This is a genomic window from Parafrankia sp. FMc2, assembly GCF_041008525.1.
In the GTDB taxonomy this organism is placed as follows: domain Bacteria; phylum Actinomycetota; class Actinomycetes; order Frankiales; family Frankiaceae; genus Parafrankia.
This window is the reverse complement of sequence record NZ_JBFLUG010000001.1, coordinates 151,205-177,493: the sequence shown is the minus strand read 5'-3', so window position 1 is coordinate 177,493 and position 26,289 is coordinate 151,205. Positions and strand designations below refer to the sequence as shown.

The 26,289-nt window shown below is 73.3% G+C and carries 25 protein-coding genes; 23 read left to right on the top strand and 2 right to left on the bottom strand.

All coding sequences use genetic code 11. From position 1 onward, the window contains the following. The first annotated feature begins 315 nt into the window (after positions 1-315). The 13 genes from AB1460_RS00830 to ccsB all read left to right on the top strand — a co-directional run bounded on the left by AB1460_RS00830 (position 316) and on the right by ccsB (position 15,709). Positions 316-1,107 carry a redox-sensing transcriptional repressor Rex gene (locus tag AB1460_RS00830; protein WP_420497150.1) on the top strand — a complete coding sequence of 264 codons (792 nt, stop codon included), beginning with the start codon at positions 316-318 and terminating at the stop codon, positions 1,105-1,107. Beyond that, positions 1,104-2,537: a glutamyl-tRNA reductase gene (locus AB1460_RS00825; protein ID WP_368958574.1), complete on the top strand. Its 1,434-nt coding sequence runs from the start codon at positions 1,104-1,106 to the stop codon at positions 2,535-2,537. The genes AB1460_RS00830 and AB1460_RS00825 overlap by 4 nt, the downstream gene beginning before the upstream one ends. Next, a complete protein-coding gene (gene hemC / locus AB1460_RS00820; protein WP_368958573.1) occupies positions 2,534-3,607 on the top strand; it encodes a hydroxymethylbilane synthase in 1,074 nt (357 codons plus the stop codon). Before AB1460_RS00825 ends, hemC begins: the two co-directional genes overlap by 4 nt. A gap of 2 nt (positions 3,608-3,609) precedes the next feature. Continuing rightward, complete coding sequence (locus AB1460_RS00815; protein ID WP_368958572.1) at positions 3,610-5,424, top strand: uroporphyrinogen-III synthase; 1,815 nt, start codon at positions 3,610-3,612, stop codon at positions 5,422-5,424. Continuing rightward, positions 5,421-6,470, top strand: coding sequence for a porphobilinogen synthase (gene hemB, locus AB1460_RS00810; protein WP_420497149.1), 1,050 nt, complete (start codon positions 5,421-5,423; stop codon positions 6,468-6,470). The genes AB1460_RS00815 and hemB overlap by 4 nt, the downstream gene beginning before the upstream one ends. Before the next feature lie 218 nt (positions 6,471-6,688). After that, positions 6,689-6,913: a heavy-metal-associated domain-containing protein gene (locus tag AB1460_RS00805; protein ID WP_368958571.1), complete on the top strand. Its 225-nt coding sequence runs from the start codon at positions 6,689-6,691 to the stop codon at positions 6,911-6,913. A 658-nt stretch (positions 6,914-7,571) separates the two neighbouring features. Continuing rightward, positions 7,572-8,924, top strand: coding sequence for a glutamate-1-semialdehyde 2,1-aminomutase (gene hemL / locus AB1460_RS00800; protein ID WP_368958570.1), 1,353 nt, complete (start codon positions 7,572-7,574; stop codon positions 8,922-8,924). After that, positions 8,921-9,565: a histidine phosphatase family protein gene (locus AB1460_RS00795; RefSeq protein WP_368958569.1), complete on the top strand. Its 645-nt coding sequence runs from the start codon at positions 8,921-8,923 to the stop codon at positions 9,563-9,565. The genes hemL and AB1460_RS00795 overlap by 4 nt, the downstream gene beginning before the upstream one ends. Before the next feature lie 23 nt (positions 9,566-9,588). After that, positions 9,589-10,506, top strand: a complete 918-nt coding sequence (locus tag AB1460_RS00790) for a putative RNA methyltransferase (protein ID WP_368958568.1) — start codon at positions 9,589-9,591, stop codon at positions 10,504-10,506. A gap of 281 nt (positions 10,507-10,787) precedes the next feature. Next, positions 10,788-11,378 (top strand): TlpA family protein disulfide reductase, encoded by a 591-nt coding sequence (locus AB1460_RS00785; protein ID WP_368958567.1) that lies wholly within the window; start codon positions 10,788-10,790, stop codon positions 11,376-11,378. Between the two features lie 7 nt (positions 11,379-11,385). Continuing rightward, positions 11,386-12,408 (top strand): cytochrome c biogenesis CcdA family protein, encoded by a 1,023-nt coding sequence (locus AB1460_RS00780; RefSeq protein ID WP_368958566.1) that lies wholly within the window; start codon positions 11,386-11,388, stop codon positions 12,406-12,408. Beyond that, complete coding sequence (resB, locus tag AB1460_RS00775; RefSeq protein ID WP_368958565.1) at positions 12,405-14,564, top strand: cytochrome c biogenesis protein ResB; 2,160 nt, start codon at positions 12,405-12,407, stop codon at positions 14,562-14,564. The genes AB1460_RS00780 and resB overlap by 4 nt, the downstream gene beginning before the upstream one ends. Beyond that, entirely contained in the window at positions 14,564-15,709 is a 1,146-nt protein-coding gene (gene ccsB, locus AB1460_RS00770; RefSeq protein ID WP_368958563.1) for a c-type cytochrome biogenesis protein CcsB, read from the top strand. Before resB ends, ccsB begins: the two co-directional genes overlap by 1 nt. A gap of 43 nt (positions 15,710-15,752) precedes the next feature. Here ccsB and AB1460_RS00765 read toward each other — a convergent pair whose 3' ends face one another. Next, the gene (locus AB1460_RS00765; protein ID WP_368958662.1) at positions 15,753-16,172 is read right to left on the bottom strand and encodes a PLD nuclease N-terminal domain-containing protein; all 420 of its coding nucleotides are present in this window, start codon (positions 16,170-16,172) and stop codon (positions 15,753-15,755) included. Positions 16,173-16,522: 350 nt separating this feature from the next. Here AB1460_RS00765 and AB1460_RS00760 point away from each other — a divergent pair, with 350 nt between their 5' ends. From AB1460_RS00760 to AB1460_RS00725, 8 genes are all read left to right on the top strand, one after another. Then, positions 16,523-17,974 (top strand): menaquinone biosynthesis decarboxylase, encoded by a 1,452-nt coding sequence (locus AB1460_RS00760; RefSeq protein ID WP_368958562.1) that lies wholly within the window; start codon positions 16,523-16,525, stop codon positions 17,972-17,974. Continuing rightward, on the top strand, positions 17,971-18,900 hold the full coding sequence (gene mqnP, locus AB1460_RS00755; RefSeq protein WP_420497148.1) for a menaquinone biosynthesis prenyltransferase MqnP: 930 nt from the start codon (positions 17,971-17,973) through the stop codon (positions 18,898-18,900). The genes AB1460_RS00760 and mqnP overlap by 4 nt, the downstream gene beginning before the upstream one ends. A 26-nt stretch (positions 18,901-18,926) precedes the next feature. Further along, positions 18,927-19,709, top strand: a complete 783-nt coding sequence (locus AB1460_RS00750) for a UbiX family flavin prenyltransferase (protein ID WP_368958561.1) — start codon at positions 18,927-18,929, stop codon at positions 19,707-19,709. 128 nt (positions 19,710-19,837) lie between these two features. Continuing rightward, a complete protein-coding gene (locus AB1460_RS00745; protein ID WP_368958560.1) occupies positions 19,838-20,218 on the top strand; it encodes a hypothetical protein in 381 nt (126 codons plus the stop codon). Positions 20,219-20,288: 70 nt separating this feature from the next. Beyond that, on the top strand, positions 20,289-21,437 hold the full coding sequence (gene mqnE, locus AB1460_RS00740) for an aminofutalosine synthase MqnE (protein WP_368958559.1): 1,149 nt from the start codon (positions 20,289-20,291) through the stop codon (positions 21,435-21,437). A 311-nt stretch (positions 21,438-21,748) separates the two neighbouring features. Beyond that, positions 21,749-21,964 carry a hypothetical protein gene (locus tag AB1460_RS00735; protein ID WP_368958558.1) on the top strand — a complete coding sequence of 72 codons (216 nt, stop codon included), beginning with the start codon at positions 21,749-21,751 and terminating at the stop codon, positions 21,962-21,964. After that, entirely contained in the window at positions 21,964-22,272 is a 309-nt protein-coding gene (locus AB1460_RS00730; RefSeq protein WP_368958557.1) for a hypothetical protein, read from the top strand. The genes AB1460_RS00735 and AB1460_RS00730 overlap by 1 nt, the downstream gene beginning before the upstream one ends. Before the next feature lie 194 nt (positions 22,273-22,466). Next, the gene (locus tag AB1460_RS00725; RefSeq protein WP_368958556.1) at positions 22,467-23,327 is read left to right on the top strand and encodes a menaquinone biosynthetic enzyme MqnA/MqnD family protein; all 861 of its coding nucleotides are present in this window, start codon (positions 22,467-22,469) and stop codon (positions 23,325-23,327) included. 40 nt (positions 23,328-23,367) lie between these two features. Here AB1460_RS00725 and AB1460_RS00720 read toward each other — a convergent pair whose 3' ends face one another. Continuing rightward, on the bottom strand, positions 23,368-24,537 hold the full coding sequence (locus AB1460_RS00720) for a helix-turn-helix domain-containing protein (protein ID WP_368958555.1): 1,170 nt from the start codon (positions 24,535-24,537) through the stop codon (positions 23,368-23,370). Positions 24,538-25,294: 757 nt separating this feature from the next. Here AB1460_RS00720 and AB1460_RS00715 point away from each other — a divergent pair. Further along, positions 25,295-25,882 (top strand): response regulator transcription factor, encoded by a 588-nt coding sequence (locus AB1460_RS00715; RefSeq protein ID WP_368958554.1) that lies wholly within the window; start codon positions 25,295-25,297, stop codon positions 25,880-25,882. A gap of 116 nt (positions 25,883-25,998) precedes the next feature. Beyond that, entirely contained in the window at positions 25,999-26,286 is a 288-nt protein-coding gene (locus AB1460_RS00710; protein ID WP_368958553.1) for a hypothetical protein, read from the top strand. The last annotated feature ends 3 nt before the right edge of the window (positions 26,287-26,289 follow it).

Sequence of the window (26,289 nt, the reverse complement as noted above, 5' to 3'; positions counted from 1 at the left end):
CGGTCGCACGGGTCTCAGTACTTCGTGAATCCCTTCACGAAGTCGTAGACTCTGTGGGTCCGCAGACGCGGTCGTCGGCCGCACGAAGCGCCGGGCCGGCTGCGCCCGCCGTTCGGGCGTGACCGCCGGGCCGGGCGTGACCGTACGGACCAGATCCGTGCAGGCCGGCGGGGCCGTCTCGCATGGCACGGCCACCGGTCCGCCGGTCCACCGGTCCACGGGGCCGAGCAGCCGGCCCGCACTGTCGAACGATGTCGGGAGCCGCGGATGCGTCAACCACGGCGGGGGGCCGGGCGGCTGTCGGGCAGATCGTCGATGCCCGAGGCCACGGTCGCCAGGCTGCCCCTCTACCTACGTGTGCTGACCGCGCTCGGCGAGAGTGGGGTGCACACCGTGTCCTCGGACACTCTGGCCGCCGCCGCCGGGGTGACGTCGGCGAAGGTCCGCAAGGACCTCTCGCAGCTCGGTTCGTTCGGGACGCGTGGGGTCGGGTACGAGGTGGGCATCCTGCTGGAGTGCATTTCGGCCGAGCTTGGCCTGACCGAAGACCGCTCGGTGGTGCTTGTGGGGGTGGGTAACCTCGGGCATGCACTTGCCGGGTACGGCGGTTTCCACGCCCGTGGGTTCCGCATCGCGGCGTTGGTCGACGCGGATCCGTCCCGTGTGGGTGAGCGGGTCGGCGAGGTGGTCGTCCGCCCGGTCGACGAGCTGGAAGCGGTCATCGAGGACTGCCAGGTGACCATCGGCGTGATCTGCACGCCGGCGGCGGCGGCCCAGCATGTCTGCGACCGTCTCGTCGCAGCGGGCGTGACCAGCATCCTGAACTTCGCCCCCACGGTGCTTTCGGTGCCGGAGGGAGTAGATGTGCGTAAGGTCGACCTTGCCCTGGAACTGCAGATTCTCTCCTTTCACGAGGCTCGCAAACGTCCGTCGCCCGGCCCGCCCGCCGGCGCCGTGGCGGGCGGTCGCGGGCCGGGGCCGGGCGCAACCGTGGATGACGAGGCTGGTGAGGTCGTGCGGATGACCCGTCGGGTGGTGCCACCGCCGTCACGGGTGGCGCCGGATGTGCCGCTACCCGCAGTGGCGCACGGGGGTGACTCCGAGTGAGCCTGCTGGCGGTGGGGCTCAACCACCGGACCGCACCGACCTCGCTGCTGGAACTCGCCGCGGTCTCCGCGGACGAGACGGCGAAGGTCCTCCACGACCTGGTCGCGGCTGACCACATCAGCGAGGCGGTCGTTCTCTCGACCTGCAACCGCACCGAGATCTACGCCGAGGTGGAGACCTTCCACGGCGGGCTGGCCGACATCTCCGACCAGCTCAGCCGGGTGTGTGGGGTGCCGCTGAACGACCTCGCGAACCACCTCTACGTGCACCACGAGGCACGGGCGGTCAGCCACCTGTTCTCGGTGGTGTGCGGGCTGGACTCGATGCTGGTCGGCGAGTCGCAGATTCTCGGCCAGGTGCGGGTGGCGTTCCGGGCGGCCCAGGCGGCCGAGGTGACCAGCGGGATCCTCGGCGGGCTGTTCCAGACCGCCCTGCGGGTCGGCAAGCGCGCGCACACCGAGACATCCATCGACGCGGCGGGAGCCTCGATCGTCGCGGTCGGCGTGCGGATGGCCGCCTTCGACCTGCAGGCCCGCCGCCCGGACGCGCTGGCCGCACCCGTCGCCGGCCCGGGAACCGACCCGGCGGACGCGGTCGAGGAGATGCTGCGCCCCGGTCTCACCGCACCAGTCGACCCGGGCGGCGACGCCGCCCCCCTCGCCGGTGCCCGTGTGTTGATCATCGGTGCGGGTGCGGTGGGCTCGCTGGCCGCCCAGACCGTGCGCCGGGCCGGTGCCGGCGAGGTCGTCATCGCGAACCGGACGCCAGCCCACGCGGCCCGCGTCGCGCAGACCCACGACGCGCGGGCGGTCGGCCTGGCCGACGTCGCCCACGAGATCGGCCGGGCTGATCTGGTCCTGTCCTCGACCGGTGCGTCCGGTCTCGTGGTGGGCCACGATGTGGTCCGGTCGGCCATGGCGGGCCGCGGCGGCCGCCCGCTGGTCTTTCTCGACCTCGCGCTCCCGCGCGACATCGACCCTGCCGTGCGGGAGCTGCCCGGGGTCACCCTGATCGACATCGAGGCCCTCCGGGTCGCCCTGGACGGGGCACAGGTGTCCCACGACGTGGAGGCCGTCCGGTCGCTGGTCGCCGCGGAGGTGGCCGGCTTCCTCGACCGGCGGCGCGCGGAGCGGGTCGCCCCGACCGTGGTGGCTCTGCGGGCACACGCGGCGGCGGTGGTGCGCGACGAGCTCGACCGGCTGCGCAGCCGCATGCCCGATCTTGACAACCGTGAGTGGGACATGGTCTCCGGCACGGTCCGCAGGGTGGTCGACAAGCTGCTGCACGCACCGACGGTGCGGGTGCAGCAGCTCGCGGAGGCGCCAGGTGGTGATTCCTATGCGGAGGCCCTTCGCGAACTGTTCGACCTGCCCCGGGACGTGCCAGCCATCGTCTCCGCCCCTGACCTGGATCTGGTGGAGAGAACGTGACTGAGACCCGAGGGCAGAACCCAGCGCCCGACGCGCCGGAGCACGCCTGGCTGGCGCGCCGGCCACTGCGGCTGGGTACACGTCGCTCGGCGCTGGCACTGGCGCAGTCGGGGCAGATCGCCGAGACGCTGCGGGCCCGGCTCGGCCGGCCGGTGGAGCTCGTCGAGATCGTCACCGAGGGCGACCGGTCCCAGGCGGCGATCAGTCAGATCGGCGGTACGGGTGTCTTTGTGAGCGCCCTGCGTGACGCGCTGCTGGCCGGTGAGATCGACCTCGCCGTCCACTCGCTCAAGGACCTCCCGACCGCCACGCCGGCCGGGCTGGTGCTCGCCGCCGTCCCGCCGCGGGCCGACACCCGGGACGTCCTGGTGTCGCCCGGCGGGCGCACGCTGGCGGAGCTCGGCCCCGACGCGCGGGTGGGAACCGGGTCGCCGCGGCGGGCGGCGCAGCTGCGCGCGCTCGGCCACGGCTTCGAGGTCGTGCCGATCCGGGGCAACGTGGACACCCGGATCAAGAAGGCGATCGACGGCGAGGTGGACGCCGTCGTCCTTGCGCACGCGGGCCTGGCGCGCCTCGACCGGCTGGACGCCGTGACCGAGGTGATCCCGCCCGAGGTGATCCTGCCCGCTCCCGGCCAGGGCGCGCTGGCGATCGAGTGCGCCCGGACGCCGGACGCCGGACCAGCATCCGATCAGACCGGACCAGATCGGGGCCGGGGCATCGATGGAGGACTCGCCGAGCTGCTACGGTTTGTGCTCGACGACGCATCGTCCTCTGTCGCGGTCAGAGCCGAGCGTGCTTTCCTGGCAGGCATCGAAGCCGGTTGCACCGCTCCGGTGGGTGCCTTGGCCCAGGTCCTTCCAGGAGCCGGCTCGCACCCGGACACGCGCGGCGATGGTGCGCCCGCCGTGGGTGGCATCCGCCTGCGGGCGGTGGTCTCGGCGCCGGATGGAGGCAGGGTCCTGCGGCGCGAACTCACCGGTTCTGCCGTCGACCCGGAGGCGCTCGGGCAGCGCCTCGCGGACGAGCTGTTGTCCGCCGGAGCACACACGCTGATGGGAACAAGCTGAGCATGGCCACCCGACGTACCAAGAAGCCCGTGTCCCCGGTTGCGCTGGTGGGCGCCGGACCCCATGATCCGGGGCTGCTGACCGTCCTCGCCGTGGAGACTCTCGCCGCCGCGGACGTCGTCGTCGCCGACCCGGACGTCCCGTCCGCCGTGGTCGAGTCGCTGTCGGCGGAGGTGCTGCGGATCGGTGACCTCGACGCCCCGAAGCCGGTCCGCGACGCCGAGGCCGCGACCGCCGCGGTCGTCAGCCGGGCTCGGGCCGGGGAGAAGGTCGTCCGCCTCTACGCGTCGGACCCGTGGCTGACCCGGATCGGAGCCGCGGACGCCCAGTCGCTGGCGAAGGCCCGGATCCCCTACCGGGTGGTGCCCGGTGTCTCCACGTCGGCCGCCGTGGCCACCTACGCCGGGGTGGCCCCCGGCTCCCCGGTCACCTTCGCGAGTACGTCGGGTGTCTTCTCGTCCTCGGGTTCGGTCAACAGCGGGTCGCCGTTCGGTGCCGGCGACCCGGTCGGCCCGCTCACCGCGCCGCCGTTCGGCGCGCCGCGGCTCGGCAGCCGGTCGATGTCCGGCCTGGGCACCGGCCCGCTGGGTGTCGGTGGCGGCTTCGGTGCGCCGCTGGGCCTGGGCACCCCGACCGGCTTCGGCGGGCTCGGCCTGCCCACCACGCACGGGGACGTCGACTGGGGCGCCCTGGCGCAGGCGCCCGGCACTCTGATCATCACCGCCGGCCCCACCGAGATCGGCAAGGTGGCCACCGCGCTGGTCGAGCACGGCCGCCCCGGTGACACCCCGATCGCGGTCACGGTCGACGGCACCACCACCGACCAGCGCACCGTCACCTCGACGCTGGACCGGATCGAGGCCGACGCCGCCCCCATGCTCGGCGCGACCGCCACCCCGCCGCACGAGGTCGTCATCTCGGTCGGCCAGGTCGTCGGGACCCGCTCCAAGCTGTCCTGGTGGGAGACCCGCGCCCTGTTCGGCTGGACCGTGCTGGTGCCGCGGACGAAGGAGCAGGCCGCGATCCTCTCCGACTCCCTGCGTGCACACGGGGCGAGCCCGCTGGAGGTGCCGACGATCGCCGTGGAGCCGCCCCGCACGGCCGCCCCGATGGAACGGGCCATCACGGGCCTGGTCTCCGGGCGGTACCAGTGGGTTGCGTTCACCTCGGTGAACGCGGTGAAGGCCGTGCAGGAGAAGGTCGAGGAGCGCAGCCTGGACGCCCGCGCCTTCGCCGGGGTCAAGGTCGCCGCGATCGGCGAGGCCACCGCGGACGCGCTGCGCGCCTTCGGTATCCGGCCCGACCTGGTGCCCGCCGGCCAGCAGTCCAGCGAGGGCCTGCTGGAGGAGTGGCCCGAGTTCGACGACTCGCTCGACCTGCTCGACCGCGTCCTGTTGCCGCGGGCCGACATCGCCACCGACACGCTCGTCGCCGGGGTGAAGGACCGCGGCTGGCAGGTCGACGACGTCACTGCCTACCGCACGGTGCGGGCGGCCCCGCCGCCCGCACCGATCCGCGAGGCCCTCAAGGGCGGGCGGGTCGACGCGGTCGTCTTCACGTCCTCCTCCACCGTGCGCAACCTGGTCGGCATCGCCGGCAAGCCGCACGAGACGACCGTCATCGCCGTGATCGGCCCGGCGACCGCGGCCACCGCGGTCGAACTCGGGCTGCGGGTGGACGTCCAGGCCACCGAGGCGTCGATCCCGTCGCTGGTGACGGCGCTGGCCGAGTTCGCCGCCGAGCACCGCGAGGAACTCGGCAAGGTCGGCCCGCTGGCCGCCCGGCTGCCCAAGCCGCGACGGGGCTCCCGGCGGTGACCGGGACGCCCGGGCGCGCCACGGCGGGCCTGCCGGCGGGCCGCCCGGCGGCCCAGCCGGGGTTCCCGTTGGCGCGCCCGCGGCGGCTGCGCCGCGGTGCGCCGCTGCGTCGGCTGGTCGCCGACGTGCGGCTGCATCCGGCTGACCTCGTCCTGCCGATGTTCGTCCGGGAGGGTGTGACCGACCCGGTTCCGATCTCGTCGATGCCGGGAGTCGTCCAGCACACGCGGTCGACGCTGCGCAAGGCCGCGGCCGAGGCCGCGGCGGCCGGCGTCGGTGGGATCATCCTGTTCGGCGTTCCCGAGCACAAGGACAGCCGCGGCTCGGCTGCCGACGACCCGGCCGGCATCGTCCAGCTCGCCCTCGCGGACCTGGCATCCGAGGTCGGTGGCGACGTGGTGATCATGGCCGATCTCTGCCTTGACGAGTACACCGACCACGGTCACTGCGGCCTGCTGACCCCCGCGGGCGACGTTGACAACGACGCCACGCTCGGGCGCTACGCGCAGATCGCGCTGGCCCAGGCCGCCGCCGGCGTCGAGGTGATCGCCCCCAGCGGCATGATGGACGGGCAGGTCGCGGCGATCCGGGCCGCGCTCGACGGCGCCGGCCACACCGAGCTGCCTGTCCTCGCCTACTCCGCCAAGTACGCCTCGGCCTTCTACGGGCCGTTCCGGGAGGCGGCGCTGTGCGCGCCGCAGTTCGGTGACCGGGCCGGCTACCAGCAGGACCCGGCCCGTTCGGTGGGGGAGGCGCTGCGCGAGGTGGCGCTCGACCTCGCCGAGGGCGCCGACGCGGTGATGGTGAAGCCGGCGCTGGCCTACCTGGACATCCTGCGCGCGGTCGCCGACAGCGTGGACGTCCCGGTCGCCGCCTACCAGGTCTCCGGCGAGTACGCGATGGTCGAGGCGGCGGCGGCCAACGGGTGGCTCGACCGGGACAGGATCATCCTGGAGACGCTGACGGCCGCCCGGCGGGCCGGCGCGGACATCATCCTCACGTACTGGGCGGCCGAGGTCGCCGACCTCCTGCGCTCCCGCGGCTGACCTGCGCCGGCCGCGGCTCCCGCGGCTCGCTCGCGTCTCCGGGGCCCCGTCAGCGCCGTGTCTCGTCGTGGTCTTGGCGTGGCCCATGTGGCCGGGTCGACCCCGGGACGGAACCCTACGGGGGGAGGGTACGGGCGTAGGGTGCTGACCGTCGGAATCTTCGGGCTCCGCGCGCAGTTCCGCCCGGGGCCCATGATCACATCACGGGAGGCGTCGTCATGTCCGTCACCAGCATCGTGACCACCTTCAGCGTCACCGGGATGACCTGCGGCCACTGCGCCGCGGCCGTCAACGAGGAGATCTCGCGGCTGCCCGCCGTGAGCGCGGTCGACGTCGACGCCGCGACCGGGCGGGTCACCGTGACGAGTGCCAGCGAGATCGACGACGCCGCCGTCGACGCGGCCGTCAAGGAAGCCGGTTACACCCTCGCCGGCCGCCTCTGACGACCGGCTGACCGGCTGACCGGCCTGCGCCGGGTCCGGCGGCCGAGCCGGTCCCCGCGGTTCCGTGAGCTTCCGGGCCCGCGGAACCGCGGAAACCGCGGAGTCCGGAGCGCTGCGGCACGGGAGCGAACGCCGGCCTCCGGACTGCCCCCGAGGGCGAGCCGGGCGTCCCGGATGATCGCGCTTCTGGCCGCGAGGCGGCCGCAGCGGGACCGGGCGGACCGGAGGGGGAGGCGTGTACAGGACAACTGCGCCTATTGATCATGGTCTTTCGAGCGGTCTCCCAGAGGGAGATGCGCTCTGCCAGCACATCCGTCGAGTAAGGGACCACGGGCGGGACTGTGCCGGTGGGCGGCCGTCCTGCGGCGGCGGCATATCATCGACATGGCGGCCAGGCAAGACCCCGGGTGGCAGCCAGACGCGGGAGCGTGACGGGGCCCCCGCGGGCCGGCGTTGGCCATCCGCGGGCAGCGAGCGCCTGGTAGCCGTGAGCCGCCGCCGGTGGGCGGCCGGGGCAGACCCCCGTCCGCCGGCGGCCTTCGTCGTGTCAGGTGCGTCACGGGCCCCGTGGGCCGGCCGGGCGGCCCCGAGCGGCGGTACCGGATCCGGGTGGCCGCGCCGGGCGCCGGCCCCGGGCGAGACCTGCAAGGATCGGGGCATGGTGGTTCCGTCTGCCGCACCGGCGTCCGAGGATCTTTTCCAGCGCGCCCAGCGGGTTGTTCCGGGCGGAGTGAACTCTCCGGTGCGCGCGTTCCGCGCCGTCGGCGGCACTCCCCGTTTCATGGTCGGTGGCGAGGGGCCGCGGCTCGTCGACGCCGACGGCCGTTCCTACGTCGATCTCGTCTGCTCCTGGGGCCCGATGATCCTCGGGCACGCCCATCCGGACGTCGTCGCGGCGATCACAGCGGCCGCTGCCCGGGGGACGAGCTTCGGCACCCCGACTCCCGGCGAGGTGGAGCTGGCCGAGCTCATCGTCGACCGGATCCGCCCGGTGGAGCAGGTGCGCCTGGTCAACTCCGGTACCGAGGCCACGATGAGCGCCATCCGGCTGGCCCGTGGGTTCACCGGCCGCTCCACGGTGGTGAAGTTCGCCGGCTGCTACCACGGGCACGTGGACGCGCTGCTCGCCTCGGCCGGTTCCGGCGTGGCGACCCTCGGGCTGCCCGACACCCCCGGCGTGACCGGTGCGGCCACCGCCGACACCATCGTCCTGCCCTACAACGATCTTGATCTGGTGAAGGCGACCTTCGCCGAGCGCGGCGACAGCATCGCGGCGGTCATCACCGAGGCCGTCGCGGCGAACATGGGTGTCGTCCCGCCGCTGCCCGGCTTCAACGCCGGCCTGCGGCGCCTGTGCGACTCCTACGGCGCGCTGCTGGTGTTCGACGAGGTGATGACCGGCTTCCGCGTCTCCTCGACGGGCTGGTGGGGCCTGGAAGGCGCGGAGCAGGGCTGGGCGCCGGACCTGTTCACCTTCGGCAAGGTGATGGGCGGCGGCCTGCCCGCCGCGGCGTTCGGCGGCCGGGCCGACGTGATGGCCCGGCTGGCCCCCGCCGGCCCCGTCTACCAGGCGGGCACCCTCTCCGGGAACCCGCTCGCGGTCGCCGCCGGGCTGGCCACCCTGCGCGCCTGCACCGACGAGGTCTACGCGACCGTCGACGCGCGGGCGGCGGACGTCGCCGGCATCGTCTCCACCGCGCTCACCGAGCAGGGCGTGCCGCACCTGCTGAACAGCGCCGGGTCGCTGTTCAGCGTGTTCTTCACCGAGGCCGCGGCGGTCGTCGACTACGCCGGCGCGAAGCAGCAGACCAGCGAGCGGTACGCGGCCTTCTTCCACACCATGCTCGACGGCGGCGTCTACCTGCCGCCGTCGGCGTTCGAGGCCTGGTTCGTCTCGGCGGCGCACGACGACGAGGCGGTCGAGCGGATCGCCGCCGTGGCGCCGGCGGCGGCCCGGGCGGCCGCGGCGGTCGAGGCCGGCTCCGAGCTGGTCGGCGGGGGCGCGGCGTGACCGGGGCGGACCTGACCACGGTGCATCTCGTCCGGCACGGGGAGGTCTTCAACCCCGAGAAGGTGCTGTACGGCCGGCTGCCCGGCTACCGGCTCTCCGAGACCGGCGAGCGGCAGGCGAAGGTCACCGCCGAGTACCTCGCCGGGCTGGACGTCGCCGCGGTCGTCTCCAGCCCGCTGGACCGCGCCCGGCAGACGGCCACCCCGATCACCGAGGCCCACGGCGTGGAGCTCCAGGTCGACCCGCGGCTGATCGAGAGCCGCAACGCCTTCGAGGGCCGGCCGTTCGAGGCCGGGCCGGCGGTCCTGCGCTACCCGCGGATGTGGAAGCTGCTGCGCAACCCGCTGACCCCGTCCTGGGGCGAGCCGTACGTCGAGATCGCGAACCGGATGCTCACCAGCGTCGCGGAGTGGCGGGACACCTTCCCCGGGCGGCATGTCGTCCTGGTCAGCCACCAGCTTCCGGTCTGGACCGCCCGGCGGGCGCTGGAGGGGCAGCACCTGTGGCACCGCCCGGACCGGCGGCAGTGCTCCCTCGCCAGCGTCACCTCCGCGGTCTACCGGGGCGACCGGCTGGTCCGGGTGGACTACGCCGAGCCCAACGGGCCGACCGCGAACGCGGCCGGCTCCGTCGGCGCCTGACCCGGCGCACGCCCGAGCAGGCCGTGGCTGTGATCCACCCGGCGCTGCGGCTGCTGCGGTGCCCGGTGTGCGCGGCGCCGCTGGACGGGCCCGCCGAGCCATCCGGCCTGCGCTGCGGTGGTGGGCACGCGTTCGACGTCGAGCGCTCCGGCTACCTGAACCTGCGGACGGGGCAGGCCCGCCGGGTGACCGGTGACACCGCGGAGATGGTCCAGGCCCGGGTCGACTTCCTCGGGCGCGGCCACTACGCGCCGCTCACCGCCCGCCTCGCCCGGCTGGCCAGCCTCGCCATGGCCAGTCCGGGGGGTGCCGGGCCGGCCGGGGCTGGCGAGGTGGACCCCGAGCTGGTGCTGGAGATCGGGGCCGGCACGGCCCACCACCTGTCCGCCGTCGTCGACGCCCGCCCGCGGGCACTCGGCCTCGCGGTCGACGTGTCGAAGCCGGCGCTGCGCCGGGCGGCCCGGGCGCATGCCCGGATCGGCGCGGTGGCCTTCGACGTCGCCCGGCCCTGGCCGCTGCCCGACAGGTCGGTGGACGTCCTGCTCGACGTGTTCGCCCCGCGCAACCTGCCGGAGATGCGCCGCCTGCTCCGGCCGGGCGGGGCGCTGCTGCTGGTGACCCCGGGCGACGACCACCTGGCGGAGCTGCGGGGGCCGCTCGGTCTGGTCGGCATTCACCCGGGCAAGCGGGCGCGGCTCGCCGAGGACCTGGCCGGCCGGTTCACCCGGCTGTCGTCGGAGACCCTGACCCGTACCCTCCGGCTGGGGGTGGACGAGCTGGTCGAACTGGCCCTGATGGGCCCCACCGGCCACCATGCCGACGCGGCCGAGCTCCGGCGGCGACTGGAGGCGGTGCTGCCGGCCGGGTGTACCGCGACGGAGGTCACAGCGTCCTTCGTCATCGACTGTGCCCAGGGGGCGGCGGAGATGGCGGTGGACTGACCTGCGCCGCCGCCGGACCTGCTGCGACTGCGCGGCAGCTGCACCCCACGGCCGAGGTTGTGCTCCCTCCCGCGACGGGCCGTCCCGGGGGCGGTGCCCGCCGCGCCGCGGGAGTACGGCGAAGCCTCAGGGCCGGACGTCCCAGGGCCGAACGGCCCAGCCCCGGCGCAGACGACTCTCGGGGCACCTACTCTGGAGGACGTAGTTCTACAGTTGGTCGTAGACGGCCACTGCGGCAGGGGCACGGCAGCATCGAAGGGAGCGGGCTCATCCTGGGCGCGATGCGGGACAGAGGGCGGACTCGCGGCGCGGTGGCCGGAGCCGCCGCCGCCATGCTGCTGGCCGGGGGCGGGCTCGTGGCCTGCTCCGCCAACGCGAACAGTGTCGACGCCACCGGCGGTGGGGGCTACGGCTTCGTCCAACAGGCGCCCGGGCAGGATTTCGTGGAGCCAGGGAAGCGCCGGGAGCCGCCCAGCATGGCGGGGGAGACCCTGGACGGTGAGCAGCTGGACCTGGCCTCCCTGCGGGGCCGCCCGGTCGTGCTGAACTTCTGGGCCTCCTGGTGCGCCCCGTGCCGCGCCGAGACCCCCGGCCTGGTCACCCTCGCGGATGAGAACAAGGACGTCGCCTTCGTCGGCGTGAACGTGAAGGACGAGCCGTCCAGCGCCCGGGCGTTCGACCGTGACTTCAAGGTCACCTACCCCAGCATCGTCGACCGCGTCGGCACGCTCGCCGCCGGCTGGCCGATCTCCATCGGGCTCCCGTCGACCGTCGTCCTGGACGGCCAGGGGCGGCTCGCCGCCCGTTTCACCGGCGGCGTCGTGCCCGAGGAGCTCACCGCCGTTCTCGGCAGGCTCCGGACGGAGGCCTGAGTTCCGGATGGGTGTCGTGGACGTCGTCACGGACGGCCCGCTGCTGCTCGCCGCGCCCGTGGCCGCCGCGGCCGGGCTGTTGTCCTTTCTGTCTCCCTGCGTCCTGCCCCTGGTGCCCGGCTACCTGTCCTTCATCACCGGCCTGTCCGGCGAGGACCTCCAGCGGCGTGCCGAGCAGCCCGAGCCGGTCGCCGCCGCGCCCGGGCAGGCGCCGGTGCCGGTTCCGGCCGCGGTCGGCGCGCCGGTCACGTCCCTGGCCGTTCCGGACGCGGCGGGCGTTCCCGGCGCGCCGGCGCCAACCGCGGACGCCACGGCTGCCGTCCCCGCAGCCGGTCCACAGCCGTCCGGCGGCGAGCCCGGTGCCGGTGCCGGTGCCGGGGCCGGGGCCGGTGAGCGTGCCGGGCGGGCCTGGTGGGGCGAGCGGCTGGGTGACATCCGCCGGGCGGGGCGGGTGACCGCCGGCACCGGCCTGTTCATCCTCGGGTTCACCGTCGTGTTCGTCTCCTACGGGGCGGCGTTCGGCGGGCTGGGCCAGTGGCTGCGGGTTCACCAGGTGGGGCTGAGCCAGGTGCTGGGCGCGGTGACCATCGTGATGGGGCTCAGCTTCGCCGGTGTGTTCTCCCGGACGTCCTGGGCCAACCGCGAATGGCGGTTCCACCGGCTGCCGTCCCCGGGCCTGCTCGGTGCCCCCGCGCTCGGGGTGCTCTTCGGCATCGGCTGGACGCCCTGTATCGGCCCGACCCTGACCGCCGTGCTCGGGCTCGCGACCCAGAGCGCCACCGTCGGCCGCGGCGCGTTCCTGTCCGCCGTGTACTGCCTGGGCCTGGGACTGCCGTTCCTCGTCGTCGGGCTGGCGTTCCGCCGCGTCGCGGGCGCGCTGCTCGCGGTGCGCCGCCACGCGAGGCTCCTGGCGCTCACGGGCGGCGCCCTGCTGGTGATCGTCGGTGTCCTGCAGCTCACCGGTGCCTGGACGGATCTCATCGCCGAGCTCCGCCCGTACGCGCCCGGATTCTCGGAGACCCCGCTGTGACCACACGCCACACCGCCCCGTCCGGCCATGTCGACGGGCTGATGCCGGACGATCCGACGGTCCTGGAGGATCCGGAGGCGTTCGACCCGCCGGCTCCGCGGCGCGCGGCGGACCGGACCGCCCCGACCGAGCGCACGGAGCGGGAGAGCACGCAGGGCCTGACGTCCACGACCACCGGCGCCAGCACCGCCAGCACCGGCGGCACCACCGCCGCGGCGCGGACGAGCCCGTCAGGCGCCGGCTCGGCGGAGACTGCCGGCCCGGGCGCTGGCGGCGCGGGAGACAGCGGCGCAGAGGCGGGTGGAGCTGCGGCTGACGGGAGTTCCGCGGCTGACGGGATCTCGGCCGCCAGTCGCGGCGGCAGCCCCCGGGCCCTGTCCTCCGACACGACCCGGCCCGCCCGTGTCGGGGGCCGCGCCGGTGCGCTGGCGCTGATCGCCCGGTCATGGCGCCAGCTCACCAGCATGCGGACGGCCCTCGTGCTGCTCTTCATGCTGGCCGTGGCGGCTGTGCCGGGGTCCCTCCTCCCCCAGCGCAACGTCAATCCCATGAAGGTCGAGGAGTACCTCGCCGACCACGGTTCGCTCGCCTCCTGGCTGGATCGGTTCTCCTTCTTCGACGTCTTCGGCGCCCCCTGGTTCGCCGCGATCTACCTGCTGCTGTTCATCTCGCTGATCGGCTGCCTGTGGTCGCGGGTGCGCTGGCACGCGCGCGCCCTGTTCACCGCCCCGCCGAAGGCGCCGTCGCGGCCGGGCCGACTGCCCGGCGGCAGCACCTGGACCAGCCCGTTCGAGGCCGACGAGGCGGTGCTCCGGGCCCGCGGCGTGCTGCGCGGACGGCGGTTCCGGGTCGCGGTCGCGCCCGCCGACGCCCGCCGGCCGGACGGCACCCCCGACCACTCCGCCGCCGCCGAGAAGGGCTATCTGCGCGAGACCGGCAACCTGGTGTTCCACCTGGCGCTGGTCGCGCTGCTCGCCGGCATGGGGTTCGGCTCCTGGTTCGGCTACCAGGGCACGGTGCTGGTGATCACCGGCAACGGTTTCGCGAACACCCTGATCTCCTATGACCAGTACAACGGCGGTGAGCTCGTCGACCCGGTGGACCTGCCGCCGTTCTCGGTGATGCTGGACCGGTTCGAGGCGACCTACCAGGACAACGGCCAGCCGGCGGACTTCCGGGCCGACGTCCGGTACGCCGAGGATCGCGACGCGCCGACCAGGACCGACACGGTGCGGGTCAACCATCCGCTGGCGATCGGCAACGCCAAGATCTATCTGATCGGGCACGGCTACGCCCCGCACTTCGTCCTGCGTGACCCGGCCGGGGAGATCGTCTGGGAGTCGTACGTGCCCTGCACCCCCCGCGACGGCATGTTCACCTCGACCTGCACCGTGAAGATCCCGGACACCGGCCTGCCGCCGCTCGGCGAACTCCGGGTGCCGCAGCAGCTCGCGTTCAGCGGGGTGTTCACCCCGACGACGGTGCTCGACCCGGGGCACGGCTACGTCTCGGTCTTCCCGGCGGCTCGCGCGCCGGGGCTCACCCTCACCGGGTTCGTCGGCAACCTGCACCTCAACGAGGGCATACCGCAGAACGTCTACACCGTCGACACCCGTGACATGACCCAGTTCACGATGACCGGGCCGGCCGGCGCGGACCGGATCGCCCAGGTCGTCGCGCCGAACAACCCACAGCAGCGGACGCTGACCGGCCTGCCGGGCGGCCTGTCGCTCGAGGTCGACGGGGTCCGCGAGTTCGCGACCTTCCAGACGAAGTCCGATCCCTTCAAGGGTCTGGTGCTCGTCGCCTCCGTGGTGATCATCGCGGGACTGATCGCGAGCCTGCGGGTGCGCCGCCGGCGGGTGTGGGTCCGGGCGACGCCGCTCGACGGCGGCGGGAGCACCGTCGAGATCGGCGGGCTCTCCCGCTCCGACGCCCAGGGCTTCGCCGCCGAACTGACCGCCCTCACCCGCCGGATCAGGGACGACACGGCACCGGAGGACGTCACCCCGGGCGCCGAAAACCCGAGCACCGGCGCGCCGAGTACCGCGAGCACCCCGACGGGGAGCACCGCGACCCCGGGCGCCGCCACCCCGACGACCACGTCCAGCAGCACCTCCAGCACCACCAGCGCCACCAGCGAACGGGAGCCTTGATGCCGGTCAACGAAGGCATGGCAGAACTGTCCGATCTGCTGTTCAGGACCTCGATCGGCGTCTATGCCGTGGGCATGCTCGGCTTCGGCGCCGAGTTCGCGTTCAGCCGGCTCGGCCGGGTCGCGGGCAGCGCCTCGGCAGTCGACGAGGCCGAGGCCGTGGACGCCGCGGACGAGACCGCCGCGAAGCAGGCCGTGCTGGTCGGCGCGGCTCCCGCTGGCGGCGGGGAGGTCGGAACCACCGGCCCGTCCGGCGGCGTGCCGGGGCGGACCGACGGCCGCACCAGCCCGGCCGGCGACGGCTCCCCGCGGAAGGGGGCCGGTTCCGCCGGCGCAGACGGCGTGACGCCTCGCGCCTCGGTCTGGATCGGCCGCCTCGCGGTCGTGCTGACCATCGTCGGCTGGGCGACCCATGTGGGCTCGGTCGTGACGCGGGCGATCGCGGCCGACCGCGTTCCCTGGGGCAACATGTACGAGTTCTCGTCCATGATCTGCCTCATCGCGGTCACGACGTTCCTCGTCCTGATCACGCGGCAGCCACTTCGGTGGCTCGGGGTCTTCGTGATGGTCCCCGTCGTGCTCTCGATGGGGTTCGCCGGGACGGTGCTCTACGTCGCCGCGGGGCCGCTGGTCCCGGCGCTCGACTCGTACTGGCTCAAGATCCATGTGGCCGGTGCGATCATCTCGAGCGGTGTCTTCCTGGTCTCCGCCGTCACGACGGTGCTGTTCCTGCTCAAGGACCGGTGGGAGAGCAGGCTGGCCGAGGTGGCGTCGGGCCGGGCAGAGGCTTCCCGGGCGATGCGCAGCCGCGGCGGCATCGTGATGCGGCTGCCCTCCTCCGCGACGCTCGACACGATCACCTACCGGATCATCGCGTTCGCGTTCCCGATCTGGACCTTCGCCATCATCGCCGGCGCCATCTGGGCCGAGGCGGCCTGGGGCCGCTACTGGGGGTGGGACCCGAAGGAGACCTGGTCGTTCATCACCTGGGTCATCTACGCGGCCTACCTGCACGCGCGGGCGACGGCCGGCTGGCGGGGGCGGCGCGCGGCAGCGGTCTCGTTGCTGGCGTTCAGCGCCCTGTTCATCGACTACTACCTGGTGAACCTGGTGATCAACGGCCTGCACTCGTACGCGGGGATCTGAGCCGGCTCCGGCGTGCCGCCCGCGTGGACGGTGCGGCGGAAGGTCAGTCGCGCGCGGCGGGGGGCTCGGACTCCCCGCCGCGGATGCGGTCGGTCAGCTGGCGCAGGAACTCGGGGTCGTCGTCCGGCCCGACGGGGCGCACGGCCTGGCGGCGCATACCCGCCCGGGGCGCACTCGAGCGGCTGTAACCGGCGGTGCGCCGCTCGGTGCCCCACTGACCGCGGCCGCCGAAGGCGGGGTGGTCCGACGCGTGGTGACGCTCGTAGCCAGCGGTGCCGTAGACCGTCCGTGGGCGCCCGAAGACGAACCAGCAGATGGACCCGAGGAAGAAGAAGACGATCAGGATGATGAGCCAGATCGGCTTCGGCGCGACTTTCACCGCGTCCGCAGGTGTGCCGATCACATCGATGACCGAGAACACCCAGACACCGATGATCAGGAATGTCAGCGCGAGACCCAGCAAGGCCGACCGCTCCTCTCTGCTCGCCATGAGCGGCGTACCGCGGCGCGGCCGCCATGAGCACCCCGGGTTGGCGTGCCCTTGGTCGAAGACCCACCAGCCTGCCGCGCGACCGCCGGTGCCAGCACCGCCCGCCCCCGTTGTTCCCGATCTGCCCGTGTTTCGGGCCAGATCCGCGCAGCCTGGGTCGGACGTCTGATGTGCCCCTAGTCTGCCTCTCCCACGGACGGCGTGTCCCGGCGGTCCGCGAAGGGGATGTTCACTGGTCGCGAAGATGAGGCGGCGGGTGGTTCACGTGCCTCGAACCAGGGTACGTCCGGCGGCCGCCACCGGACGCTGCAAGGATGGACGTCATGGCCTGGGCCGATCTCCGCGCGTTTCTGACGCACCTCGACCGCGCTGGTGACCTGCACCGGGTGCGGGTCCCTGTCGACCCCCGCCTGGAGGTGACGGAAATCGTCACCCGGGTGGTCCGCGCCGGCGGGCCGGCGCTGCTGTTCGAACGGCCCGAAGGGGCCGACATGCCGCTGGCCATCAACGTCTTCGGCACCGAGGCGCGGATGGCGGCCGCGCTCGGCGTCGAGCGCCTCGACGACATCGGCACCCGGATCGGCGAGATGCTGCGCCCCGAGCTGCCCGTCGGTTTCGGGGGCGTCCGCTCCGCGCTCGGCAAGGCGGCGCAGCTCACCTCGCTGCCGCCGCGGCGCGTCCGTACCGCGCCCTGCCAGGACGTCATCCTGAAGGGTTCGGACGTCGACCTGAACCTGCTCCCCGGTGTGCACGCCTGGCCCCAGGACGGCGGGAAGTTCCTCAACCTGGGGCTCACCCACACGAAGCACCCGGAGACCGGTGCCCGCAACCTGGGGATGTACCGGCTGCAGCAGCACGACGCGCGCACCGTGGGCATGCACTGGCAGATCCACAAGGATTCCAACGCCCACCACGCGGTCGCTGAGCGTCGTGGTGAGCGGCTGCCGGTCGCCATCGCCTTCGGCTGTGATCCCGCCGTGACCTACGCGTCGTCGGCGCCGCTGCCCGCCGAGATCGACGAGTACCTGTTCGCCGGTTTCCTGCGCCGGGAGCGGGTCGAGATGGTCGACTGCCTGACCGTGCCGCTGCAGGTCCCGGCGAACGCCCAGGTCGTGCTGGAGGGCTGGCTGGAGCCGGGGGAGCGGATCCCGGAGGGCCCGTTCGGCGACCACACCGGCTTCTACACCCCGGTCGAGCCGTTCCCCGCCCTGCACATCGACGTGATGACCATGCAGCGCGACCCGGTCTTCCAGGGCATCGTCGTCGGGCGTCCCCCGCAGGAGGACGGGCCGATGGGCAAGGCGACCGAGCGCATCTTCCTGCCGCTGATCCGGATGATGATCCCGGAGATCGTCGACTACGACCTGCCCGAGGCCGGCGTCTTCCACAACTGCGCGATCGTCTCGATCGAGAAGCGCTTCCCCAAGCACGCCCAGAAGGTCATGAACGCGGTCTGGGGCGCGGGCCTGCTGTCCCTGTCAAAACTGATCATCGTGGTGGACGCCGACTGTGACGTCCACGACTACCACGAGGTCGCCTGGCGGGCGTTCGGCAATGTGGACTACGCACACGACCTGGTCACCACGATCGGCCCGGTGGACCACCTCGACCACGCCTCCTACGAGCAGTTCTACGGCGGCAAGGTCGGGGTCGACGCGACCCGCAAGCTGCCGACCGAGGGGTACCGCCGCGACGGCGGCTGGCCCGAGGAGATCGTGATGGACCCCGACATCCGGGACAGGGTGACCCGGCGCTGGAAGGAGTACGGCCTTTGAGCGGCGCCGCCGTCGCCCCCGGGATGCCCGGCCGGGCATCCGGCGAGCCCGCGCACGGCCGGGTGCGCGCCTTCCTGCGACTCGTTGTCATCGAGCACTCGGTGTTCGCGCTGCCCTTCGCCTACGTCGCGGCACTCGCCGCCTGCTTCGACGTCTCGCGCACGACGCACTGGCGCGACCTCGCGCTGATCACGGTGGCGATGGTGGCGGCCCGCACGTTCGCGATGGCGACCAACCGCATCATCGACCGGGCGATCGACGCCCGGAACCCGCGGACGGCCGGCCGGGAGCTCGTCACCGGAGTGGTGTCGGTCCGCACCGCGGTCGTCGGCTCGGTCGTGGCGCTCGCCGTGTTCCTCGGCTCGGCAGCGGTGCTGGGCTGGCTGTGTCTGGCGCTGGCCCCGGTCGCGGTCGCGCCCCTGATCGTCTACTCCTACGCCAAGCGGTTCACCGACTTCCCACACGCGGTGCTCGCGTTCGCGCAGGCGGTCGCACCGGTCGGGGCCTGGATCGCGATCACCGGGGAGTGGTCCTGGGCGGCGGTCGTGCTCGGCCTGGCGGTGGGCACATGGATCGGCGGCTTCGACCTGATCTACTCCTGCCAGGACGCCGAGGTCGACCGCCGGATCGGGGTGCGCTCCGTCCCCGCCCGCTTCGGGGTCCGGGCGGCGCTCGCGGCCTCGATCGTCACCCACGTCGTGACCTTCGCGTTGTTCGTCCTCTTCGGTCTGCTCGAGGGCTTCGGCGCCTGGTGGTGGGCCGGCCTCGCCCTCACCGCCGCCGCCTTCTGCTACGAGCACGCCATCGTCTCGCCGACCGACCTCTCCCGGGTGAACCGCGCGTTCCTCACCGCGAACGGGTTCGTCGGCATCGCGCTGTTCGCGTTCGCCCTGATCGACCTGATCAACCGCGGTCTCGGTGCCTGAGCGCCTGAGGGCCTGAGGTCTGCGCCGTGCCCGACGATCCCGCGCCCCAGGCCGAGCCCCGGCCCCGGCAGGAGCCGTCCGAGCCGCGGGTGCCCTGGGTCGTCGGGGTCAGCGGTGCCAGCGGCACTCCGTACGCCGCGTCGGTGCTGCGCGGGCTGCTCGCCGTGGACCTGCCGGTCGATCTGGTGGTCTCCCGTGCCGCCCGCCTCACCCTGCTGGACGAGACCGGTGTCGGCTGGCGCGACGGGGCGTGGCGGGACCCGCTGACGTCCTGGCTGACGACCCGGGCCGACGGGCGTCGCCGCGCCGACGCGGATGACCTGGCCGACCGGATCGGCCGCCTCGTCACCGTGTACCCCCCCGCGGACCTGGGCGCCCGCCCCAGCAGCGGCTCCTACCCGACCCGGGGCATGATCGTCGTGCCGGCCAGCACCGCGTCGGTCGCGGGCATCACCCTCGGGCTGTCCAAGGACCTGCTCCAGCGCGCCGCGGATGTCACCCTCAAGGAGGGGCGGCGCCTCGTCGTGGTCCCCCGCGAGATGCCCTACACCCGCGCGACCCTGCGCCACATGCTCGACCTGGACGCCGCCGGCGCCGTGGTCGCCGCGGCCAGCCCCGGGTTCTACGCCGGCGCGCGTGACGTCGAGGATCTCGCCGACTTCGTCGCCGGTCGGGTCCTGGACGCAGCGGGCGTCGCCAACGCTCTCTTCCGGCGGTGGACGGGAACCCTCGGCGACGCCCGCCAGGCCCGCGCAGCTGGCGCGGTGGGTGAGCCGGGCGGCGGTCGGGATGCCGAGCGGGAGCCGTGACGAGGCGGCCGGCGGGCCCGGCGCGTACAACAGACCCGGGTGGACGGGCAGGCGAACCTGCCCGAAAGGCGGGCGGCGCGGTCCGGTGGCGGGCCGGCGCCCGCCGCGGTGAGGGGCGGGCGAACGGCATGGCGGGGAAGCGGAACCGGAACTCGTCGGGCACGCCCTCGGCGGGCCAGGACGCCTCAGCGGCAGCGCCTGGCCGGACCGGGCAGCCGGGCCAGCCGGGCCAGGCAGGGCAGGCAGGGCAGCCAGGGCAGCCGGGTCGGGCCCGGCCGCCGGAGACCGCCCCTGATCTGCGGGTGCAGATGCCGTACTTCCTCGCGCGGATCGCCGTCCTGGTGATCCTCACGGTGGTCCTTGTGGTGGTCAACGTTCCGCTGCTGCTCGCCCTGCTCATCGGCTTCGCGGCCGCGGGCCTGGCCACCTGGCCGATCGGCCGTATGCAGCGCCGGGCCGCGGCGCGCTCCCGGGCGGCGGATACCCCGCCGAAGGCACCCGGCCCCTGAGTGGAGTCCGGGTGCGGTGTGACGGATGTGACCGGTCTGGCTCGGCCGTCCGCGGGTCTAATCTGGACGCATGGATGCCGGCCTCAAGCGCGAGATCGAAGCCAAGGTCCACGACGGGGTCCGGCTGAGCCGGGCCGACGGCGAGGCGCTCTACGCCAGCGATGATCTCGTCTGGCTCGGCGGGCTCGCCCACGAGGTGCGCACCCGCAAGAACGGCGACCAGACCTTCTTCAACGTGAACCGGCACCTGAACCTCACGAACGTCTGCTCGGCGTCGTGCGCCTACTGTTCGTTCCAGCGCAAGCCCGGCGAGCAGGACGCCTACACGATGCGCATCGAGGAGGCCGTCCGGCTGGCGAAGGAGATGGAGCCGGCGGGTATCACCGAGCTGCACATCGTCAACGGCCTGCACCCGACCCTGCCGTGGCGCTACTACCCGCGGTCGCTGCGGGAGCTGGGCAAGGCCCTGCCGGGTGTGGCGCTCAAGGCGTTCACCGCCACCGAGATCCACTGGTTCGAGAAGATCAGCGGGCTCCCCGCCGACGAGATCCTGGACGAGCTGATCGACGCCGGGCTGGAGTCGCTGACCGGCGGAGGCGCGGAGATCTTCGACTGGGAGGTCCGCCAGCGCATCGTCGGCCACGAAACCCACTGGGAGGACTGGTCGCGGATCCACCGGTTGGCGCACAGCAAGGGCCTGCGGACACCGTGCACCATGCTCTACGGGCACGTCGAGGAGCCCCGGCACCGCGTCGACCATGTGCTGCGCCTGCGCGAGCTGCAGGACGAGACGGGCGGTTTCTCGGTGTTCATCCCACTGCGGTTCCAGCACGACTCGGTCGGGGATCCGCGTAACCGCCTGATGAACCAGCCGATGGCGACCGGCGCCGAGGCGCTGAAGACGTTCGCGGTCTCGCGCCTGCTGTTCGACAATGTCGATCACATCAAGTGCTTCTGGGTGATGCACGGCCTGACCACCGCCCAGCTCTCGCTGAACTTCGGCGTGGACGACCTCGACGGCTCGGTCGTCGAGTACAAGATCACGCACGATGCGGACGGGTTCGGCACTCCCGGCACGATGACCCGAGATGATCTCCTGACGGTGATCCGGGACGCTGGGTTCCACCCCGTCGAGCGGGACACCCGCTACCGGACGATCCGGACCTACGACGGCCCGGACACCACCCGGCGGGACACCCCCGTCGCGATCGACGCCTAGGCCGGCGCGCTGTCATGGCAACTGACGAGACCACTCCTGCGGTGACGCCCGGGGGCGCCGGCGGTGTCCCGCGGCCCGGCCCCGGGACGGGAGCCGCGGGCAGCCCCGCCCTCAGCGCCGGGCAGCTCGCTGCCTCGGGCGCGCCGGGCGGCGGTGCTGCTCCGGGTGCGCCAACCGCATCGGGTGCCTCGGGCGCGGCGCCCTTGGGGGCACCGGGGGGAGGAGCCACCCCGGAAGGTGCTGGCGCCGCCCCTGCGGGTGCTTCGCCGGCGGGTGCTGGCCGGCCGGTCCGTCCACCGGGCGCGCCCGGGATGGGCTCGATCTTCGTGCTCGCGTTTCTGGTGATCCTTGTCCCGGGGCTCGTCGCCTACAGTCTGCTGCGGTGGGCCGGCCTCGCGATCGGCCCGGCGGGGCTGCTGGGTCTGCTGGTCATTTTGGTCGGGCTGGGTATCTATCCGTCGCTGCTGCAACGTCTCGGGTGGGTGCGCCGCCGCGGGCGCCGTCCCGCCAGAAACCGGAGTGCATGATGTCCGCTGGCGATGTCCCGCCGACCGGTGGGAGCTTCCGGCCCGCGCGCCGCGGCCGGCTGCGGGGGAGCGCCGCGGGCGAGACCGGTGACCCGGGCCTGATGGGGCTGAACCTGCGGTACTTCGCGATCCGGGCTGTCCTCTTCGGCGGGGTTCTCGCGGTGCTGCTGCTGCTCGGCCTCGACGGGCTGTTCGGTTTCGCGCTCGCGCTCGTCATCAGCGGGCTGCTCAGCTATCCGCTGGCGTTGCGGCAGCGCCGCGCGGTGCTGAACACCATCGCCGTGCGCCGCGCCGGCGAGCACCGGTGACGGCGGCGGGCGGCGAGGCCGGGCAGGAACGCCCGTCAGCGGGGCCGGCATCCGCGCTGGCCCCGTTGACGCCAGCCGGGCCCGGTGCAGCCGGCGTTCCCGCCGCCCGATCCGGCAGTCCTCGAGGGCCCGGCGGTCCTGGCGGTCCCGAGTGGCCCGGCGTTGCCGGCACCTCCGCTGTCGCCGTTCCGGGCGTGCCGGATCAGCCCACCCGGCAGGGGCGCCCCAGGGTCGGGCACATCCAGTTCCTGAACTGCCTGCCGCTGTACTGGGGCCTGGTCCACTCCGGGGCGCTGCTCGACCTGGATCTGACCAAGGACTCCCCGGACCGGCTCAACGAGGCGCTGATCGCGGGCGATCTCGACATCGGCCCGATCAGCCTGGTCGAGTACCTGCGCCATGCCGACGAGCTGGCGGTCCTGCCGGACCTCGCGGTCGGGTCGGACGGCCCGGTGCTGTCCGTCGTCGTCACGAGCGCCGTACCGTTCGAGCAGATCCGCACTGTCGCGCTCGGGTCGACGTCCCGGACAAGCGTGTTGCTGGCCCGGATGCTGTTCGAGCAGCGTTGGGGCCTGCGGCCGGACTACGTCACGATGCCGCCCGAGATTCCGCTGATGCTGCGGGAGGCCGACGCGGCGGTGACCATCGGCGATGTGGCGCTGCGGGCGACCTACGACGCCGAGCGGGCCGGTGACGGCCATCCGCTGCGGATCGCCGATCTGGGATCCGAGTGGCGTGACTGGACGGGTCTGCCGATGGTGTTCGCCGTCTGGGCCGCGCGGCGTTCCTTCGCGGCTGCACACCCCGGTGTGGTCAAGGAGGTGCACGGGGCGTTCCGGTCCAGCCTCGACGCGGCACTGCGCGAGGTGGACGAGGTCGCCCGGCGGGCGGCGAGGTTCGAGGTGTTCGATCCCGCGACGCTCGCGCGCTACTTCAGGACGTTGGACTTCCGGCTGGGCCCGCGACAACAGGCGGGGATACTCGAGTTCGCCCGGCGGGCGGCGGCCCGTGGGGACGCGCCGCCGCTCAGCGAGATCGTCTTCGCCGCTGTGTAACCGGCCGCGAGGTGGCGCCGCCCGCTGCGGGGCAGGCACCTCAGACCGGCGGGCGGAATGCCTGGGAGATGCCTACCGGAGGTGTCGCCCGCTGCGCGGAGGCCGTTGCGAAACGCGCAATCCGTCGTTTGACGAGAGCCACCAGCCGGGGCGGGGTGGCTCTGCCGCCCGGGGCGATCAGAATCTCGTCCAGGCCGGGCGCAGCTTCGGCATGGCCACCGCTCGAGCTGGATGCGGACAGTGACGAGAAGCCGTCCATCGACCGGTGCTGCAGGCCCGGACGGGGATCGATCCCGCCGCTCGTAGGTGTGGTTTCAGGGCTGCGAGCATGGTCCTCCGTATACCCAGCGTGATGGAGTGCCGTGTCGAGAGCGAGCTCGAAGGCGTCATCACCGGCGCCCGGCACGGGGCGGCCCGGGCGCTCTCCGGTCGGGATCTCCGGGTTCGGGATGGGACGCACCGGTGCCAGGCGCTTCCCGGACCGCGCCGGGCTACTGGCCGCCGTGCCCACGGGGCGCCTGGCGTCAGCCTGGCGGGCGGCGGCGTCGATGAGGCTGTTGACGGCGAGCGTCCAGGCCCGCAGGCCCTCGTGGCCGGTCAGCTCGGTGAACACGGCCGCTTCGAGGCAGCAGGTGCTCGCCTTCGCCAGTTCGTCCATGTCGAGCAGGGAGATGGCGAGCAGGCCGGCGAGATGGCCGGCGATCATGAAGAGTCGGAACTGCTGGTGCGGCAGCATCGGCGTGCGCAGGAGCTGGTCGACGAAGGTCTGCTGGTCGAGGACCCGGGCCGTGACGTCGGCGGGCTCCAGCGTGTCCGCGGCGGCGATGAGGTCGCCGGCGAGTCGGTCGAGGTAGTCCAGCTCCCGGTCGGACCGGCGGTGGTCGAGCAGCTCACCGATCCGCCGCCGGGACTCGGCCTCCGCGTCGGGCTGCCGGCCGCGCCGCTCGGCGCGTTCCGCGATGGCTGTCTCCCGCAGGTCGACGAGCGCCCCGCCGGCCTCGAGAGCCGCGTCGACGGCGGCCAGGACCGGTCGCGCGGGAATACCGCGGCTCGGCTGCTCCAGCTGGCTGATGTACTGACGGCTGTAGCCGGTACGTACGGCGAGCTCCGCACGGCTGAGCCCACTCTCACAGCGGCGCCGCCGGATCTCTGCTGGAAGCATGTCCTCAGCAGTGCTCAGACCCTGCCGGCCCCGGCTCCGTTGCCGCATGCGCGCCGATCCTTCCGCTACCCGGAGGCTCCCGAGGGTGACCGATCGACCCCGCTCCGTGGGAGGACGGGCGGGCGTTAGGGCTTCGGTCGCGTGCACCATCGGCTGCCTGTTCACTGTCGTGGGGGCGTGGTTGCGCCGTTGTGGCAAGGGTGGGGAGTGCGCCCGGGCTGGTCACACGTCCGCTCTCGCCGCTGCGGTGCCTGCCACCGTGTGCGTGCTGGGTTTCCAAGGGTGCAGTCTGCCCGCGTTGTGGGCGTCAGGCATCACCTTGAGTGATGACCATACTCCTCCTGGCACAAGGTGCGCCTGGGGTCAAAGGTCCCGGACACGGAGAGTTGTCGGCGCCGCGTGAGCATGTGGTAGCGGTGTGGTGCTGAAGTCGATTACTCTTCGTGTTTAAGAAGTTGTTCTGTGGCGGGTGGCCTCGCTCTGCCTGGCCGGTCGCCGCTCTCTGCGGCAGAGCGGGTTGTCTGTGCGGCCAAGCACCGGCCCGGTGGGCGGAGTGCGATCCCCCCGTGGGTGATGGTTGTGTGTCCAGCGATTTGTTTTGTGGGTCGGAAATGGCGCGGGAAATGCGGTGAGTGTCGTCGGGTCGCCATAATTCACCGCACCGGCGACTATCCGGCGGGGAGGGCCCCGGTGGCCCTTCGAGCAGGGGCGAACGGGGGGTGTCCAGCGCGTTTGGGTCATACCGCGAAACCATCCCGAATGACGATGGGCGGGGCTCCCGTGCGGCGCGTACAAATGACGGGTGATGGACCGCTGGCCGTCGACGGATGAGGATGTCGGCGTCGTTGACGCCGACACCGGCATCTCCGGTGCGGGCGTCGCCGGCGTCACGGGTGCGGGTGTCTCCGGTGCGCCCGGCGTCGGCGCTCCCGGCATCGGCGCTCCCGGGATCGGGGTGGCGGGTGTCGGTGTCGCCGAGCGCGCCGGCCTCGCCCGCGGCCGAGGCCGGCCCGGTCCGTATCGGGTGGTCGTCGCGGACGATGCCGACGGGCTGCGTGAGCTGCTCTGCCTGCTCTTCGACACCGAGCCCGACTTCACCGTGGTGGGCCGTGCCACCAACGGCGCGGAGGCCGTCGAGGTCGTGAGCCGGACGGGGCCCGACCTCGTCCTGCTGGACGTGGCGATGCCCGTCCTCGACGGGATCGGCGCGCTGCCCCGGGTGCGCAGAGCCGCCCCCGAGGCCCATGTCGTGATCTTCACCGGGTTCTCGGGCGGGAGCCTGCGGGAGCAGGTCCTGGCGCTCGGCGCCGACGAGCTGATGGAGAAGGACCTGTCCACCGGTGTGCTGCTCGACCGGCTGCGCCAGATGTGCCGGCGTCCGCGCCCGCTCTGAACCCGCCCGGCGCGACCTGGTCCGGTCTGGTTCGGCTGGTTCGGTCTGGTTCGGCCCGGCCTTGCCCGTTCCATGGTTTGTCGCGTGTTGTGGTCGTGCCGTGACCAGGATGGGGTGTGACGACGCATCCACGACGTCGGCGGCAGATCTGTGGGAACATGGCCAGCGTGACTGCCCGGGCCCACCTGCTGGAGCCGTCGGGCGGGCGTCTGATCGTCGCCCGCCGTCGGCGCGCTGAGGTGTTCCCACTGGCCGGGCCGTCACGTTCCGGGGCCCCGGTGGCCTCGCCGGGTACGCCCGTCGCACGGCCAACTGACGTGAGCCCCGTCGACCCCTGCCTGGTCGCGCGTCTGCACGTCGACCTGTTGCGCGTCTCCAGCGCCGGCTGTCGCCGCTCCCGCTGACTC